This is a genomic window from Candidatus Thorarchaeota archaeon (genome assembly GCA_013388835.1).
In the GTDB taxonomy this organism is placed as follows: Archaea; Asgardarchaeota; Thorarchaeia; order Thorarchaeales; family Thorarchaeaceae; genus JACAEL01.
Genome location: JACAEL010000053.1, coordinates 12,754 through 29,292, shown reverse-complemented (window position 1 = coordinate 29,292; position 16,539 = coordinate 12,754). Strand labels below are relative to the sequence as shown.

The 16,539-nt window shown below is 54.5% G+C and carries 17 protein-coding genes and 1 pseudogene; 11 read left to right on the top strand and 7 right to left on the bottom strand.

Annotation, left to right across the window (positions count from 1 at the left end; all coding sequences use genetic code 11):
• The first annotated feature begins 45 nt into the window (after nt 1-45).
• From HXY34_09150 to HXY34_09135, 4 genes are all read left to right on the top strand, one after another.
• Entirely contained in the window at nt 46-537 is a 492-nt protein-coding gene (locus HXY34_09150; protein NWF96297.1) for a hypothetical protein, read from the top strand.
• Complete coding sequence (locus HXY34_09145; GenBank protein ID NWF96296.1) at nt 534-983, top strand: hypothetical protein; 450 nt, start codon at nt 534-536, stop codon at nt 981-983. The genes HXY34_09150 and HXY34_09145 overlap by 4 nt, the downstream gene beginning before the upstream one ends.
• 249 nt (nt 984-1,232) lie before the next feature.
• Entirely contained in the window at nt 1,233-2,108 is an 876-nt protein-coding gene (locus HXY34_09140) for a hypothetical protein (protein ID NWF96295.1), read from the top strand.
• A 422-nt stretch (nt 2,109-2,530) separates the two neighbouring features.
• Nucleotides 2,531-3,259 carry a hypothetical protein gene (locus HXY34_09135; protein NWF96294.1) on the top strand — a complete coding sequence of 243 codons (729 nt, stop codon included), beginning with the start codon at nt 2,531-2,533 and terminating at the stop codon, nt 3,257-3,259.
• A gap of 84 nt (nt 3,260-3,343) precedes the next feature.
• On the opposite strand, the gene HXY34_09130 is transcribed toward HXY34_09135, so the two are convergent.
• Entirely contained in the window at nt 3,344-4,201 is an 858-nt protein-coding gene (locus HXY34_09130; protein NWF96293.1) for a transglutaminase domain-containing protein, read from the bottom strand.
• Between the two features lie 82 nt (nt 4,202-4,283).
• Here HXY34_09130 and HXY34_09125 point away from each other — a divergent pair, with 82 nt between their 5' ends.
• On the top strand, nt 4,284-5,723 hold the full coding sequence (locus HXY34_09125) for a hypothetical protein (protein ID NWF96292.1): 1,440 nt from the start codon (nt 4,284-4,286) through the stop codon (nt 5,721-5,723).
• Nucleotides 5,724-5,744: 21 nt separating this feature from the next.
• On the opposite strand, the gene HXY34_09120 is transcribed toward HXY34_09125, so the two are convergent.
• Nucleotides 5,745-6,188 (bottom strand): hypothetical protein, encoded by a 444-nt coding sequence (locus tag HXY34_09120; GenBank protein ID NWF96291.1) that lies wholly within the window; start codon nt 6,186-6,188, stop codon nt 5,745-5,747.
• A 102-nt stretch (nt 6,189-6,290) separates the two neighbouring features.
• On the opposite strand from HXY34_09120, the pseudogene amrS reads away from it, so the two are divergent.
• From amrS to HXY34_09100, 4 genes and pseudogenes are all read left to right on the top strand, one after another.
• Nucleotides 6,291-7,343: pseudogene (gene amrS, locus HXY34_09115) on the top strand (AmmeMemoRadiSam system radical SAM enzyme).
• Between the two features lie 6 nt (nt 7,344-7,349).
• The gene (locus HXY34_09110; GenBank protein ID NWF96290.1) at nt 7,350-8,276 is read left to right on the top strand and encodes a DUF2797 domain-containing protein; all 927 of its coding nucleotides are present in this window, start codon (nt 7,350-7,352) and stop codon (nt 8,274-8,276) included.
• A gap of 41 nt (nt 8,277-8,317) precedes the next feature.
• A complete protein-coding gene (locus HXY34_09105) occupies nt 8,318-9,181 on the top strand; it encodes a hypothetical protein (protein NWF96289.1) in 864 nt (287 codons plus the stop codon).
• Nucleotides 9,178-9,996 (top strand): hypothetical protein, encoded by an 819-nt coding sequence (locus HXY34_09100; protein NWF96288.1) that lies wholly within the window; start codon nt 9,178-9,180, stop codon nt 9,994-9,996. The genes HXY34_09105 and HXY34_09100 overlap by 4 nt, the downstream gene beginning before the upstream one ends.
• A gap of 1 nt (nt 9,997) precedes the next feature.
• Here HXY34_09100 and HXY34_09095 read toward each other — a convergent pair whose 3' ends face one another.
• From HXY34_09095 to HXY34_09075, 5 genes are all read right to left on the bottom strand, one after another.
• The gene (locus HXY34_09095) at nt 9,998-10,819 is read right to left on the bottom strand and encodes a radical SAM protein (GenBank protein ID NWF96287.1); all 822 of its coding nucleotides are present in this window, start codon (nt 10,817-10,819) and stop codon (nt 9,998-10,000) included.
• The gene (locus tag HXY34_09090) at nt 10,816-11,217 is read right to left on the bottom strand and encodes a roadblock/LC7 domain-containing protein (protein NWF96286.1); all 402 of its coding nucleotides are present in this window, start codon (nt 11,215-11,217) and stop codon (nt 10,816-10,818) included. The genes HXY34_09095 and HXY34_09090 overlap by 4 nt, the downstream gene beginning before the upstream one ends.
• 86 nt (nt 11,218-11,303) lie before the next feature.
• Nucleotides 11,304-12,317 (bottom strand): hypothetical protein, encoded by a 1,014-nt coding sequence (locus HXY34_09085; GenBank protein ID NWF96285.1) that lies wholly within the window; start codon nt 12,315-12,317, stop codon nt 11,304-11,306.
• Between the two features lie 37 nt (nt 12,318-12,354).
• Entirely contained in the window at nt 12,355-13,026 is a 672-nt protein-coding gene (locus tag HXY34_09080) for a hypothetical protein (protein NWF96284.1), read from the bottom strand.
• A 72-nt stretch (nt 13,027-13,098) separates the two neighbouring features.
• Nucleotides 13,099-13,980 carry a hypothetical protein gene (locus HXY34_09075; GenBank protein ID NWF96283.1) on the bottom strand — a complete coding sequence of 294 codons (882 nt, stop codon included), beginning with the start codon at nt 13,978-13,980 and terminating at the stop codon, nt 13,099-13,101.
• Nucleotides 13,981-14,340: 360 nt separating this feature from the next.
• On the opposite strand from HXY34_09075, the gene HXY34_09070 reads away from it, so the two are divergent.
• A complete protein-coding gene (locus tag HXY34_09070; protein ID NWF96282.1) occupies nt 14,341-15,732 on the top strand; it encodes an FAD-dependent oxidoreductase in 1,392 nt (463 codons plus the stop codon).
• 390 nt (nt 15,733-16,122) lie between these two features.
• Nucleotides 16,123-16,536, top strand: a complete 414-nt coding sequence (locus tag HXY34_09065; GenBank protein NWF96281.1) for a hypothetical protein — start codon at nt 16,123-16,125, stop codon at nt 16,534-16,536.
• Nucleotides 16,537-16,539: the final 3 nt, after the last annotated feature.

Sequence of the window (16,539 nt, the reverse complement as noted above, 5' to 3'; positions counted from 1 at the left end):
CCCACAAGGAACAGCTCTATATGGCACTTGAGGGCAGACATGCCCATGAGTCAGTCAGACCGTATTGCAGTCGTCCTCGGTCAGGGAGGTCACACGGCCCAGACGTTCGCGCTCGTCACCCTCCTCGGTGCTCGTTTTCGGTATCTCTACCTGATTGGCCTTCTGGATCGACTGACTCCGAAGAAGATCACGGTGCCGGGACGAGTCCTGCCGGTCTTGCCGCCTCGACTACTGCCTACCGACTCAAGGCCCATGGCTGTGATTCGCACCCTCGTCACATTTCTACTGTCAGTTGCCTACTTCGTCGTGTTCAGACCGATTGCTGTTGTGAGCTGTGGGACCGGGCTTACAGTGCCTGTCTTCTATGCAGCAAGACTACTGGGGACAAAGACGGTATTCATTGAGAGTATGTCTCGAGTGGAGTCTCTGTCGATAACCGGACGACTTCTGCTGAACAAGGTGTCCCTGTTTGTTGTCCAGTGGCCGGAACTGGCCAAGAGGACTCCTGGTGCAGTCTATGGAGGGCAGCTCCTATGATACTAGTGACCGTTGGAACATCGCACTACGACCCTCTGATTGAGGAGATGGACCGGCTTGTCGGAGAAGGGATTGTCTCTGATACCGTGGTTGCTCAGATAGGACGTGGACACTATCAACCAAGGAATATGCGGTTCTTTCGGTTCATCTCATCTCTGAACAAGGCATACCAGCACGCAGACCTCATTATCAGCACCGGCGGCGCTGGCACAACGATGGAATGCGTCAGACAGGGTCGCCCCCTGATCGTGATTGAGAACAAGACGCTCATGGAGGGGCATCAGGCGCAACTCATCGGAGAGATGTCCAGGAGAGGACACCTCATCGCGTGCAAGTCACTGGCTGAACTCCCCGAGTGCATCAGTGAAGCAAGAAAAAGGAAGTTCACCAAGTTCGTAGGCGATGAGTGTCGTATCCACAAGCTGATCCTTCAGCTTCTAAAATGAGGTACCGCTCTATCTGTATCAGATTGGCGCCAATTCCGGACGCGGTTCTTGGGTCTTACGACCGAGTCTGACACACTTTGATACACTGATTCACACAGGGATACATGCCCACATATCACGACGGTATTCTCTCCGTTTTATGTTTGCTTTATATTATACTTTGTCGCTTCCATTCCATAGGAAGCGAAGGTCAGTTACCTCTCAGAGGTAATGACTCGTCGCCGACTCAACCCAGTGAGATGAGGTAATGTGAGCAAGAGCAAGACTGATGCAAAGACAAAACCGAAGGACCCCAAGCTCGCCTCACCCAGTCTCTCAATCAAGCTCTATACGCTGATTGTAGAGAGAAGGAAGGTGATGGAACCGAGGGTCAAGAGCACAACGGTCGCCATGAAACCAGAGGTGAGGTGGGAAGAAGACCCCTCAGTGATTCCACCCCCCAAGGACATCCTGGCGATGTTGAAGGCAATACCCTATGCACCCAAGAGCGAGACTGAGATTACGGCTGGCTTCACATCAGTGACGCCGGGGAAGGCCAACGATGGTGTGGTCAACGCCGAGTTTGCGGCAAGGTACCCGGTCTCCCTGCTGACCTACAGTCCGGAAGGAGAGCTAGTGAAGAAGACCTACATTGTGGTCGACACAGCCAAGGTCAAGATCAAGACAGACCGTGGGATAATCGAAGTTCGGGGTTCAGAAAGGACCGCAAGAAGATTCGGACGCGAGTTCAGAAGAGCACTGAGGCAGGCGATTCCTCTGCAAGAGTACCGTGTACGTCTTCCCCCACTCAACCTCAATGGTGGCTCAAGGAAGATCTACACGCAGGCCACGGAGATATCTTCGGTACTGGTCAGTGGGCTAAGCAAGGGTAACCTGAGTCAGATAGAGTTCAAGGGTCAGGCTATCCAGGCAGAGGGAGAGGTCGGCCTCTACGAACGCAAGTTCGGAGGACACATCGCCAGATTCCGAGGGAAGTTTCCATACCCGAGTGGTGCAACATTCACAACCAGCGTCAATACTGACTCCGGGACTGCCCTGATATACCGTGGAGAGTCAGACCGCATAATCGAGAAGGACATCAACTATATTGTGTCACTGCTCGAAGAGGCTGCCCTGGGAAGCTAGACGAGTCCATTCCCCCGAGCACTTAGATGAGCGCCGGGGGACTTCCGGACTCCCTTCTGGACAAGTCACTACTTCGATTGTGTTTTGACGCCAATCACAGTCCTCGTGTTCTCAACATGCTTCCTTGTCTTGTCCCTCAGGACGGGCCCCACTCGAAGAAGGTCTGCGGACTGTCCGTCTCAATCAGAATGAGACCATTCCATTGGTCCCCCAAGCATGCAATCATCCTCCCACCAGGGTCGCTTTGTCGGGCAGGACTGAGAGAGTATCGAACTTCAGACTTCGCGCAGGGCGGCAACTTCCTCCACTGTCATGGGCCTGAGGCGGCAGAAGACCATGAATCCATATGTCATGGTGAGGCCTCAGCAATACTCCCGACGCTGAATTAAAAAGGTCAGGAGACCCATGTGTTGTGACCGGGCATGGCCGAGTCGACAGGCATTGTGAAGAGAGACTTCACGCACGGAAAGACGGCGTATGCTTTCCAGTGGAATCGTGAGAACCATGAGAGGATTGGCAACAAGTCCGGGGACTCCGCTTCGTTGTGGGCGCACCTGACACAGGTACTCCGGGGAGAGCTGCCGGAACAGGTCTTTTCCAGCCCCCTGTACTCACGAGCATCAGGTCTAAGACTGTGCGAGATGAAGCCCGCTGCAAAGACCGCACTTCGCAATAGACTGATGAAAGCGCATGCGGTTCTTGCCGATGTCGAGAGCGACTTGGTGCAGCACTTGCGGGAGTACCATCGTGTGCGCAATGAACTGAACTACTCGGCTGACCACTCAATCCTCAGGGAGTTTCTGTATCGTGACCCCAACACGATTGCGATTGAGGTGCCTGTGTGGTCGGAGCGATACCACATATCTGGTCACATTGATCTCCTGCGACTGGTGGATGGTCAGGTGCAGGTGTGTGAGTACAAACCCGGTCCGATGACAACTCTGAAAGAGCGGTTTCTTGGAGCACTTCCTCAGGCCTCGGCCTATGGTGAGATGATGACTCATCATCTTGCGTCAACGCTCAGAAGCGCACTGGATGCTCCTTTGCTGCCAAGTGTGCGCTGTTGTGTGTTCGACACCCATTCCAGCTGGCACTTCAATTCAGACCTCTTTGTAAAGCTCGAGGCTATGGGGAAGATAGAGGGCATCTGACCGTTGAAGTTGCCGCCACTCTGTTCTTCCCACACGACTGATGAACGTACGTTGAAGTGAGAACAACTGGCTCCATGTGGAGACCTAGCCGTTCGAAAAGACGGACATTCGGACATGCTCCTCGATGGCTACTGACTCGCTGTGAACGCGCGTGTACTTCAGCTGTATTGACGGCCGTTCAGACACGAGCCCCTCACGTATCCTGGAGAAATACTGTTCCGTGAGCATGCCGAACCGGTCGAGGGCAGGGTCAACGGGGACCCAGCCGACCGAGTCCAGAAACACCTCGCACCACGCATGAGGTTCCGGCTCAGGCCCGCCTCTGTAGATGTGACCGGTCACACGTCTTGAGGGTATGCCAACAGCTCGGGTTAGTGCGATGAAGAGGTCTGCGTGTTCGTCACAGTCACCCTCTTTCTCAATGGCGGCTCGCGCAGCTCCGCGTCGTTCCTCCAAGTGTGTCTTCAGCTTCACTCGTTCTCTGACTGCCTTGGCAGCGATTCGTGCGTACAGGTCGTCACTCTTGCTGCTCTCGGCTATTCGCTGTGAGAGCTCCTGAACAGCCGGATTGTCAATCTCCCAGTACTTCTGCATCGAACTGAAGGTGCCACGAATCCTCTTCTTGACCTGGTCAGGCACCCTGCGTGGCTCAATCATCCAGTCGCGGGTTGTTGTGTCCATCCTCAGTATCACAGTGGGCGAGAAACTCTCACCGGGACTCAGTTCGGGGACCTTGATCACTGCCACCATGTTTCGCTCTGCCTTCTCGAACACTCTGGCCGGAGGGAACACATCGATGGCATCGACGTACTGGTTGTCCATGTCAGTGTAGAGATGCCATGTGAGTCTACCATCACGTATCTTGGCTGAACCGAGGTTGTGTACGTTGGCCTGCATCTCAATCCGTAGTCTCATGACGTAAGGCACCTCGCGTCTTGGCATTTCGGCGCCTCAGAATACATTTATGTGTTCGGACGCAACCATCTCAACTGCGTTGAATCTCTCAAGCCGGTGAGGTTAGAGTATGAAGGACGACAGGGTTCCAAAGAGCGATGAGAGGGACGTGGTCGACGGCCTGCTCACAGAGATGGGTGTCGACGATGACATGAGGAAGCAGCTCTTGGAGTCAGGGCGAATCACTGGGGACGTATTCAAGGTCGAGTCTGCTGAAGATGTCAGACGAAGGACCGAGATTGAGAAGAGCATCGACCGTCTGAGAGACAGCCTGAACCTTGTCGAGCGCGATCTAACCACCGTAGATACTGCGATAGACCGCATCGAACGAGACCTGATACCAGTCGTGCTCTCGTTTCTCGTCAGCCTCAAGGGAAGCTTGGTGAACCTGCGGACCACAGTCATCTCAGAGGGGAAACGACGAGCCAAGACCAATCTGCAGGCCACATATGTCGACAATGAGATGCGAGCGATTGTCGACGCTGAGTTCGCCCGAATCGAGAATAGCCTCACGACGCAGATGTCATCTCCCATCATGGAGAAGACTCGCGATGTGACGGACGGACTTCGAACCTCTTTGAAACAGACGTTCACAGAGCTCGCCACACTGAAGGCAAGTGTCGACGACTTGGTGCAACGAGCTGCCACCGAAGTTGAGTTCCTCACCAAAGAGGTCAGTATGAAGCCCAAGGTGCAGGTCCCCAAGGAAGTCGAAGAGAAGATACGTGTCTTGGAGAGGACTGTTGAGGAACTCAGAAGAGATCTTGTCCTCTCTGCGGACAGACTCGCCAACCGTGAGAAGGAGATTGAGATGCTCAGGATTGCACTGGAGACTGAGAAAGCCAGGACGCAGTCACTTGAGGATACTGTCACGGCTTTGAGGGCGGCACCCAGTACAGACCCCAGCGTGCTTACAGAACTGCGTCAGCAGGTCAAGGCCCTTGAGACAACACGAGACCTGCTCAACAGTAGGCTTGAAGATGCCACCAAGCGTATTGAAGAGGCAGACAAGAAGACACACGAGGCACTCTCTACGATCGCCAGGAAGGACTTGGAGATTGACGAGCTACGGACAAGGGCATCTCGCCTAGAGCAGGAGAGAGAGGAGAGCTCAAGACGACTTGGAGAGATAGACGAGCTCAAGGCCCGAATACGCTCATACGAGTCGGGCGACATGGCTCGGGAGCATGAACGGACTCGTGTAGAGCTTGAAAGAGCAACTGCGGTCCTTGAGAGAATGACCCGTGACTTCGAGTCACTCAAGGCTCGCTTGGCATATGCCGAGAAGACCGTCGAGGACTACATGGCCCTGATGGAGAGCACGGAGAAGACCAAGGCATTTCTGATGGTTGAAGAGGCAGGACAGCTGTCAGTCCGAGAGATAGGACGGTCGCTTGGAATCTCGCCGGGCCAGATACTCAAGTGGGCAGAAGACTTTGAACGGCTGGGGATTGCCAGAGTGGTGGACGGCGAGACGCTAGTCCTCACCAGACAGAAACCGGTCGAGTAGTATACATTCAGGGCGGTCCCGTCACTTCTTCTGAATACGTCTCAGAAAACGGGCAGTCTCTAGCAGTGAGTCAATCTTGAGCTGACTCAGGTAGAGTGACTCCAGCCGATCGTCTGGACCAGCTGCACCCTTCAGGAAGTCCCTGACAGCAGGTCTGAGCACATCCTTCAGGAATGTCTCTCTCAGAGAGCTGAGGGCGAGTATGTACCGCTCATCGTTAGGACCGGATCCAAGTGCAGCTCGTACCTCGCCAAGGGGACCCGACAGTGACTGGACTTCCCGGAGGGCCTCAAGGTCAGAGTCTATGGTGCTGAGAGCGATGTCGCGATACTCGTTCGTGGCACGAATCGGGTCGAAAGCAGCACAGACCCTAGTCTCTGAGCATCGTTCAAGGAACGACCTGCTTCGGTCTGTGACCATACCGAACAGAACACCTAGCTTCTCTAGCTCTTTCGAACCAGTCAATCGACTAGACCCAAGGTCTTGGAGTCGCAAGTGCATTTAACACTGTCTGATGGGTATGACAGTATAGAGTCCAAAGCAGAAACCGCATAAGAAAGCGATGCGATGGGTGAAACAATGAAAGAGGCAGTCTTGTGGAAGAGCATCAGAGGCGGGGTCCGGTGTGACCTGTGTGCAAGAAGGTGCGTCGTGAGAGAAGGCGAATAGGGTCTCTGCCGAGTCAGAGTGGTTGAGAATGGAGCCCTCTACACTACTGTCTATGGACTGGTGGATGGAATGGCAGCAGACCCCATAGAGAAGAAACCGCTGTTTCACTTTGCTCCCGGTTCCTCTGCGTTCTCCATCAGCACATCCTCATGCAACTTCCGTTGTCAGTTCTGTCTCAACTACCACTCCTCGCAGCGAGAATCACCAGTCGGTCAGAGAATCTCCCCGGAAGAGATAGTGCATCTGGCACAACGTTACGACTGCCAAGGCATAAGCTATACGTACACAGAGCCCACAATCTTCATGGAACTGGCACACGACACCGCAGTGATTGCACACAGAGATGGGCTGTACAATACGTTCGTCACCAATGGATACATCACACCAGAGGGCGTGGAATACATATCGCCCCACCTCGATGCAGTGACTGTGGACTTCAAGGGTTCAGGCAACAAGGAGTTCTACAAGAGATACATGGGCGTCCCAAAGGTGGAGCCAATCTACAGAGCACTGGAAGAATACAGAGACCACGGGGTGTTCATTGAGCTGACGAATCTAATAATACCAGAGGTGGGAGACAGGACGGAAGACACAAGGGCGCTTGCCACATGGATTGTCGAACACCTTGGTCCGGAAACCCCACTTCATCTCACCGCGTTCTCACCCATGTACAAAATGACGGACCTGCCACGAACTCCCACATCTACTCTCGAACGGCATATCATGGAGGCGAAGGGCGCGGGACTTACCTATGTCTACTCGGGGAACATCCCCGGCATGGACACCGAGAACACATACTGTCCAGAGTGTGGATACAAGGCCGTCGAGCGATTCTCGGTCTATCTGAAGAGGAATAATCTGAATCCACAGGGGCGTTGTCCCCGGTGTGACTCTGACCTGAACATCCGCGGCGTCAAGTGGATGGGACAGGGACGGCATCTGATCTTCTAGAGGTGTATCACCACGCAGATAATCGACGTCAAGTGGCGTGAGACCTCTCAGCCTCACAACTATGAGTCGGGTCTCACCGTCTGGCCTGACGGGAGCGACACAGAGCTGTTCGTACCGCTGGACACGGGAAGGCAGATATCGTGGCTCATCAGAGGGCCACGAAAGTGCATCGGGACGCGGGGACTCAAGGGCACAATGACACGATGCCCAGAGAGAAGCATGGTGCGCCCGTCGTTCACTCAGTGCGGACCGTGCAAGGCGCTGGACGAGATGAACGCCTGTATCCGATGCACGGGGAGTGTGTGCCAAGCCAGTGAAGAGAGAGCATTGGACTGCTCAAAGGCTGCTTATGTGCTCTATCTGACCGTGTTTGGAGAAGACCTCATCAAGGTCGGGGTGTCAACCTACGGAAGGATGATGGTCAGGTGGTTGGAGCAGGGAGCTGACTTCGGCGTGAAACTTGCCAAGATTCAAGGTGGAAGACTGGCACGACGCATCGAGGACAGGATTAGCAGGTCAAGAGACTTCGCAAAGGCAGTGAGAGCAGAGAGGAAGACCGGAGTCTTGGACAGGACCATCGACTACACCAGAGCGCAACAGAACGTCTCACGCGTCTTGAAACCTGGGTTCGTTGAGACGTACCTGACCGCCGACGGAGTGACAGTTGAGGAATGGCCCCCGCCCGTCACGGAACTATCATCGTTCTATCGTCTGCAGAGTCTGGACTCACCAGCACAACTCTTAAAGAGCAAGATTCCCCCTGAAGGACTCGTGCTCCTAGGCGAGGTGGTGGGGCTAAAAGGCCCACTCCTTGTAGTGAGGCAACAGACAACTTTCAGAGTTGCAAACCTCAAGAGCTTCGTCGGCTACACGCTTGAGGAGAGGTACAACATAGAGATGAATGACCAAGCTGCACTAAGCGAGTATCTGTGACTTGTCGCGGCCAAGAGTCTGTCTGAGGAGGGGTAGAAATAGTGGCAAGTTCACGCTTGGACCCGACAAAGGTCCGATACGTATCGCTGGTCAGGATTGAAGGAGGCGAGCCAATCCTGAGCATCCCGTACCATGAGATGAGTGTCGACCCGGACCTTCTTGCCAGCTTCGCACTGGCAATCGTGGTATATGAGGGGAAACACATCAAGACCTTTGTCAAAGAGGGCTATGTTGTGATGATAGAGGAGGGAGAGCACGTCGTTGGCTTTCTCATTGTGGACCGAGTGGATGACGAGGACCTCTATCGCAACTCACTGAGGGAGATTGTCAACGAGTTCGAGAGGATGCACATTGCCAGCCTTCAGAACTGGAGAGGCGATATCAGGCCATTTCGCCAGTTCGCCCTTCAAGTGCTGTCGGTCTTTCCATACCGGATACTGGAGCCCAGCCTTGTGCCAAGACTCACCGCAGGCAATGCAACAGGAAGCAACGAACGGACCGTCATCCCATGGAGCGTTGGTGAGACGGACCGCAAATTGCATACAATCGTAAGCTTCATCAATGGCAAACGGACTCTTGCCGAGATAGCAACAGCATCAGGGCTTCCAATGGCTGAGACAATGGCAGTATTCTCAATGCTTGATCGCTTTGGATGGATTCAGCTCACACGACGGATATCTGACGACTCAGTGCTTACTAGACTGAACGACCCCCCCGAGATACTAAAGGCGACGTACGGTGACCAGCTATTGACTCTAATGGATGCAATTGACGGTGTGCGCACTTTCAAGGAGGTCTGCGAGGCAGTCCACCTCTCCCCTGAGGCCGTGAGGACTGTGGCCCAGAGGCTCCTCGATGCACGCATCTTGGGATTCAAGGACAACTCGGAGGCGGTGGGCAAATGATGTACGACGTCTCCAAGGTGCGATATGTTTCCCTCATCCGCCTCGAGGGAGGGGAGTCAATACTGAGCATTCCCTACGCAGAGATGTCAGTCGACCCCGACCTCATCGCTGGGTTCGTCACAGCAGTGATAATCTTCGCTAAGGCTCCGATCCGGACGATCAGCAAGGCGGCATATGACATCTTGATTGAGGTGGGCGAGACCGTCTTGGTGCTTCTGGTTGTGGACCCGGTCCCGGACGAGACACCGTATAGAGAGAAGCTGAAGAGAATACTCAGCCAGGTAGAGACCGAGCACGGAGAGAAACTCAAGAACTTCGAAGGCGACATCCGAAGATTCCGCGAGTTCGCACTGAACGTGATAGTCGAGTTTCCTTATGGCAATATCCAGCCGAATCTGATCCCTGTGCGAAAGGCTGGAAAGCCCATCCCATTTAGAGTGGGAGAGATTGACAGGAAACTTGAGAAGCTCGAGGCATTCATCAACGGGAAGAGAAGCGTGGCCGAGATTCTTGACCTGATTGAGCTGCGTGACGAAGAGGTCAAGGCACTCCTGTCGTTGATGAAGCACTACGGTGCTGTCGATTTCAGAAAACGACTTGACGAGAAGGACGTGCTTGTCACCGATGACACATCGTCATCTAGTGTGGCAAGGCTCAGGGATCAGTACGGTCGACCAGTGGACGACCTGATCAAGTTCTTTGACGGCAGTAGGAATGTCAAGGAGGTCGTTCACAGTCTGCCCTACGACCACGATGCACTGCTGTTTCTCATCAACAAGCTGGTGGAGTGCGGCGGCCTGAGAGTGGTCTTTTGAATCAGAGAAGTGAGGTATCACAGCCGGGGACTCCCACAACGTCGCTTCTGCACTGTGCACATTGTCTGAACTGTCGGATATATCGAGAGGCCATCCTACGAACCGACTCAACCTGCTCACTCGTCGGAGGCCTGCAGTGGCTCATGGTCCCACCAGGTACCAGTGGGACTATATTGTGGAGTTCGACACCATGATCTTTGAGAACCGATGCCAAATCCGGGAGCTCGTGTTCGTTCACTCCTGGCAAGACAATGCTGTTGACCTTGACATGAATACCCCGCCTTACGGCCTCCTCAATCCCTTGCAACTGCATCTGGATGACTCTGCGACCCATCTCTGGTCCGGACATGCACAGGCCGCCAAGCACTGCCCACTCATAGACTCTAGCAGCGGTCTCCTCGCTCAATGCGCTCATTGACACGGAAAGTGTTGAAACCCCGAGTCGATACAGAGCTGCAGCTGAGTCTCCGAGACCCAGTCCATTGGTGCACAGGCACAGGTCAATTTCGGGGTCGAGCATGCGAATCTGCTGAAAGAGAGCCAGGGAGTCCATGCTTGCAAGGGGGTCGCCCGGGCCGGAGACCGCGGCGATCCGCAACTTGGGACGGGCTGCTCTCACATCGCGGAACACACGGACAGCCTCGTCCACACTCATCGTGCCTGCGGAATAGCCGGGCATTCTCGAGTGAGAAGCGCGTGTGCCGAGCCCATTGCAGTAGGAGCACTTCACGTTGCATGACCGTGCAACAGGGAGATGAATTCTCTCCACGGTCTCTGGGCTTGGACCTCGCCAGCATGGGTGTTGAGAGAAGGGGTCTTTCATATGGGCTCCATGTCCTGAAGCAGTCTGGCGGCTCTTCGTCCAACCTGCTTAGCATCATTGAATACGAGACCGAGCTTTGCATTCTCCGGGGCAATCACAGTCAGAAGATGACTCTCGCTTATCGCGAGGATGAGTGTGGTACCGGCATCGCCTTCGATTATCACAGACTTCAGGTGACCCTGCTTGAGTTCCTTGACTGTCTGAAGGCCCGCAGAGTATGCACTTGAAACCAACACAGCAATGGCCGCCTCATCAGAGCCGGTATTCAGGTAACTGAAGAGTGGCAGTCCCTCCATGCTGACAATGGTTGCCCCCAGTATCGGCGACCTCTTGGCAAGGTCACGTAGGAGCTCCCTCATCATGTAGGGCACATCGTCAACGGCCCGCAGCTCTTCCAATGAAATCACCCTGTCAGTATGCTTTCTTGCTTGATAACAGTACCAAGGGGCCCTTCTGCACAGATAAATCTTGGCAAATCGCGGACTCATTGGTCAGAGCCTATGAGTCTGACGGATGTGACCTTGCCACCCGACAGTGTTTCAGTAGGCAGTTTCATTACCTTGAGCATGTCCTCTGCAGCGTCTTCGAGTCCGTTTTCTCGAAGCAGTCCCACTATCTCGAATCCTGTGCTGATGGCCAGTCCTCTAAGGGGCTTTCCAGCCACGCACGACTGAACCAGTGCCGGGGTCTGTGTGAGTCGGCATGACAGCGACTCACCACCATGCTTCTCCAGATGTGCGATGCCCTTCTTTGCTATCCCTCTGTTCTCACGTTGTTCGTTCGTGTAGGTCCGTCGCTTGGCAATTCTTCGCAGACGCTCCACACCCTTGTCCACAAGCTCTTCAGACCTCAGAGTGTTTCCGTAGACATCCCTGACGCTCTTTGTGGAGGTCGTAATGAGCCATGCCGTTCCCCACTCGGTCTGATAGCGCATTCCCTTCAGTATTTCAGACTCGGAGAGAAGCGTAAGAGACCTGTAGGCCTTGTACTCCACCGCCATCTGCCAGTCCGGCGACTTGTGAGTCATGATCAGGTCGGGAGTCAGACCTTTCCCGGTGGTCGGAATTGAGGTGGAGACGTCCGGAAACAGCTTATTCACGAGCGCCATGAATGACTCGTGGAAGATATTGTGCCGGAGGTTCCTCGCCTCCTGGGGATGTCTGATGCCTGCCTCATGATAGAGGACTGGCATCTCCACACGGTAGCCCATCTTACGCTTCACTTCATCCCTTGTGGTGATTCTTCCCTTTGCGTCGTTCGCAATCACAAGACGAATGGAGGCCTCGCGGGCCACGAGCTCGAACATGACCTTTCCAAGGCTGCCACCCTTTTCTCCAGGACCCACTCCACTGAGCGACCTCGCCTCTCCGGCCGCCCAGTCCAGCACGGCCTGAGCATCATTCCCCAGTGTCGCAATGATGTTGCGCATCTTCTCAGACAGATTATGTCTGCTGACGAACTTCGCTAGCTCAGGGTCATACCTCATCTTCTTGGACACGGTCTTCCTCTTCTCATGCAGGGTGGTTGCTCAGCCTCTACAGTATGTCCTTTATCAGCTTGACCTCTTGGGTCTCCTCATCGAAAGATATGAGGTCCGCATTTCTGAGGTCATGGATTGCCTTCAGGATTGCTGTGGGGATTATTCCTGTACTCGCTTCCAGGTTCTTCCTTGTGATGGCTGTCTTGGTGTTATGAAGTGTGTAGAGCACACGTGCGTGCGGCTTTCCTCCAAAGATCTTCTCGATTAGTATGATGTAGATTCCAAGGAGGTCGCTCACGTCCACTTTCTCCTGTAGCTTGGCCTTTTCAGCGGACGCCTCCCGATACAGCTCGGACACTCGGTCCAACTTGGACGTTATCTCATCCATCTCTTTCTTGAGCTCGTCCCGTTCTCGTCTTAGCTCTGCCAGTGCTCCGTCGCGACTGGCCTCGATGTCCGCTGCTCGTTTCTGTGCCTCTGTCAACTTCGCCTGGGTCGACTTCAGCTCTGTCAGTGCGTCTTGCAGCTCCTGCTTCTTTCTTTCAATCTCAAGGTTCAGTTTCTTGACCGCCTCTTCGGCCGCCCATGCTTTCTCCTCGGCCTGTCTCCTTGAGGCTCTAAGATCCTCCGACTCCAGCTCCAGCTGTTCCACCTTGTCGTAGAGCCGCATCATCTCTGTCTTCAGACCGTCAATGGAATTGAGGTACGAGTGTCTCGTGTCCGACATTGAATCTCTCCTCTACTCGTCTAGCGTAGACTCTGCTTTATATCCCTTTCATCTCACGCCGCCAAGAGAGGCTCAGGACAGAGGAAGAAGCATATAGGACAACACGATGGCGATGAGAAGCGAAACAACCAAGACAATCCATGTGCTCTTGTTCCACCTCAGCACGGTCCCGCCATCAAATGGAGGGAATGGAATCATGTTGAACAGTCCAATGAAACTGTTCAGCTGAGCAGCGTAACGAAGAATCAGCAGCACACCGAATGGCACGCCTGATGCGAGTCCCAGAACCAACCCGAGTGATATCATCGCTACGGCAATCAACAGGTTCGTCAGTGGTCCTGCTAGCGTGGACTTCGCGTACTGGTCACGGTCTCCGGCACCTCCGGTCATGACCGCCCCGGTTCCAAAGATGGGGAAAGCAGTCAGTATCGCCAAGAGCGAGAGGTAGTATCCCTGAGGGGTCATCCTGAACTCGCTCCACATCCCGTAGTGTTGCGCTGCAAACTTATGAGCGAGCTCATGAGCAATGAATGAGAGCAGGAAGACTGCCACTATCGCCAGCGGGATCCAGAGCAGGCCAACAGAGGCGAAGTAAGCGAGAAGGATGAAGCCGTTGATCACACCGATTGGGACCTGTCCCATCACCGAGATGGCGACCAGAGCCACAAGCACCAAGGAGATAGAGAGGTCACGCACCTCGGTCTGTGAGAATCGTCTCGGTCGGGTCCTCGGTGCACGAATGGGTTTCCTTACTCGGGTGGGTACAATGTCGGAGGCGGCATCCGCGTCACTGTAGAGGGAGCTCGCAGTCTTCTTTCGTGCCTCTTCTCGGACTAGGTGCAGCCCTGCGCATCCGTGCGACTCGGGTAGTCTGTGTTCTGAGCAGTAGACATTGTTGCAGTACGGGCAGTTGAAACCCAAGTCATCCTTTCCACACAGAGAGCAGACTGTCATTGCAACTCCTCAGAATCACGTATTACCACGATTGGACAGCCATATGTAGATATCCCTATCTGTAGGGGACACAGGGCATCACGCTGAAGCACGGTCAGCAATCCAGCAGGACGGAGACAGGTAAGGCAGAATCACTAGTCACTCTAGAAGGCCATTGCACCCGGTCTGAAACCCAGCGGCACATCAGACAGGACTGTCAGACAATACTGTTCGGACTCGAGAATTCGGGCGCGCCTGTTGCCAGCGCTGGCGTCCTGATGGTTGACTGACCACACGACACACAACAGAACTGGAGGGCAAAGCCTTAAGAGAACACCTCAAGAAGCCGCCATTGTTCTGCGAGGCCAGGATGTGTAACAGTTGGAGTACGACGTTGCAATCGTTGGCAGTGGCCCGGCTGGTATCTTCTGTGCTCTTGAACTGCTGAAGAACAGGCCGGACCTGCGTTTCGTACTCATTGAGAAGGGAAGGCCCATTGACAAGCGCCAATGCCCCAACTCCATCGCATCGAGGGGGTGTAGCAAATGCAGCCCGTGTCGCATACTCGCCGGCTGGGGCGGTGCAGGAGCGTTCTCAGACGGGAAGCTCACCATAGCAACGAGAGTGGGTGGATGGCTCGATGAGTTACTTGGCGACCAAGAGCTCATGAACATGATCGAGTATGTCGACGGGATATACAGGTCCTACGGAGCTCCTGAGAAGCTGTATGGAGCTGATGGCGACAAGATAGACCTCTGGTCACGACGTGCGGCCCGGGTGGGAATGGAACTCATCCCACAACGTGTACGCCACATGGGTCGCGAGGGGTGCATTGAGGTCATGGGTCGAATGTATGAGGAGGTCGCAGCACACGGAACGGTCCTCTTCGAGACTGAGGCGAGGGACATCCGTGTCAACGGACACGCAGTCCAAGGAGTTGAGACCAGCGATGGCGAGTTCCTGAAGGCCAAGTATGTTGTCGCTGCACCAGGCAGGGTCGGCAATGAATGGCTCGCTGTACAGGGAGAACGGCTCTCGCTCAACAGGGAAAACAACTACGTTGACATCGGTGTTCGAGTCGAGGTCCCTGCCGCAGTCATGGAGGAGATAGCAGAGGACCTGTACGAACCGAAGCTCGTGTACTACTCCAAGCAGTTCGACGACAAGGTGCGACTCTTCTGCTTCAACCCCGGAGGAGTGGTCACAACCGAGTACTATGACGAGATACTCACGGTCAATGGACAGTCATTCGCTCACATGAAGACACCCAACTCGAACTTTGCTCTGCTCGTCTCATCCCGATTCACTGCTCCATTCCAACACCCCATCTTCTACGGTCAGCATGTCGCCCGCCTTGCGAACATGCTCGGCGAGGGCGTGATTGTGCAGAGACTCGTGGACTTGAAGAGAGGGAAACGGAGCACCGCAGATAGGATCAGTCGCTGCCCAATCAGACCCACACTTCCAAGTGCCAGTCCCGGAGACCTTAGCTTTGCCCTCCCGCACAGACATCTCAGCTCAATCCTCGAGATGCTTGATGCCCTCGACCGACTCATGCCGGGTGTGGCTGATGTCGGAACTCTCCTGTACGGCATAGAGGTCAAGTTCTACTCCTCAAGACTCAAACTGAACAAGAACCTTGAGACCGAAATCCACAACCTCTACGCAGCCGGCGACGGAGCTGGCATAACTCGCGGCCTGATGCAGGCCTCGGTCTCCGGAGTCATTGTCGCACGTGACATCCTCAAGAGAGAGAACCCCGACGCAGAGTGACGGCTTGTTTTCGCCACAACACTCATTGTGAAGTTGTGGGGCACCAGTAAGTGATTGCCACCCTGCAACAGAGAATGGCTCGTAGGAGAAGTCTTTGCCGCTCTTGGTGTAGGAGAAGGAGCTAGGACCATGAAGAGGAGCATCACGGTGCCTGATTCAGACAGGTATGCCACACCTACCACATGTGCCAGAATCAGTCCCGAAGCGACGGGCCGAAGCCACACGTGCAACAGAGTCGCACTCTTCGTAAAGGTTATATAGTGATGAGCTGTAAGCACTAATGCAACAAATGGTCCCTAGTGGACCCATGTGAAATGCACGTACAGAAGCCCCGCATGACTCTCACGGCGGCATCAGTCGCCCGGGGCTTCACCACGGGAGGTTTCAACAGTGATAGACGACGACTTTGACAGTTTCTTCCGTAGCACGTTCGAGAAGATCCTCGGACTCATGAGGAACGACATAGAGGCATTTGACAGATACCTCTTGACGACACCCGATACTGGGTATGAGGACACGACAATGGAGACAAGTCGTGACCCGACTGCAGTCGAGAGGATTGATTTGGAGGACCGTGTCATACTGATAGTGGGCGGTCTGGCGGCGGACGCGAAGCCAAGGGTAGTCGTCCGGAAGAAACGAGCGCGATTGGAAGCAAAGGGACTGGACAGCGCATGGATCGACCTCCCGTTCGCAGTCGACAGAGAGAAGTCAAGTGCATCACTGAGGAACGGGGTGTTCGAGGTCATCCTGGTGAGGGGTGACAACGACACCGATGACGAAGTCGAGATACAACTGAAGTAAGAC

Coding starts and splice junctions, on each gene's coding strand:
- HXY34_09150 (NWF96297.1), top strand. CDS start 46: ATGAGTCAGTCAGACCGTATTGCAGTCGTCCTCGGTCAGGGAGGTCAC.
- HXY34_09145 (NWF96296.1), top strand. CDS start 534: ATGATACTAGTGACCGTTGGAACATCGCACTACGACCCTCTGATTGAG.
- HXY34_09135 (NWF96294.1), top strand. CDS start 2,531: ATGGCCGAGTCGACAGGCATTGTGAAGAGAGACTTCACGCACGGAAAG.
- HXY34_09130 (NWF96293.1), bottom strand. CDS start 4,201: ATGCCAAGACGCGAGGTGCCTTACGTCATGAGACTACGGATTGAGATG.
- HXY34_09125 (NWF96292.1), top strand. CDS start 4,284: ATGAAGGACGACAGGGTTCCAAAGAGCGATGAGAGGGACGTGGTCGAC.
- HXY34_09100 (NWF96288.1), top strand. CDS start 9,178: ATGATGTACGACGTCTCCAAGGTGCGATATGTTTCCCTCATCCGCCTC.
- HXY34_09095 (NWF96287.1), bottom strand. CDS start 10,819: ATGAAAGACCCCTTCTCTCAACACCCATGCTGGCGAGGTCCAAGCCCA.
- HXY34_09080 (NWF96284.1), bottom strand. CDS start 13,026: ATGTCGGACACGAGACACTCGTACCTCAATTCCATTGACGGTCTGAAG.
- HXY34_09075 (NWF96283.1), bottom strand. CDS start 13,980: ATGACAGTCTGCTCTCTGTGTGGAAAGGATGACTTGGGTTTCAACTGC.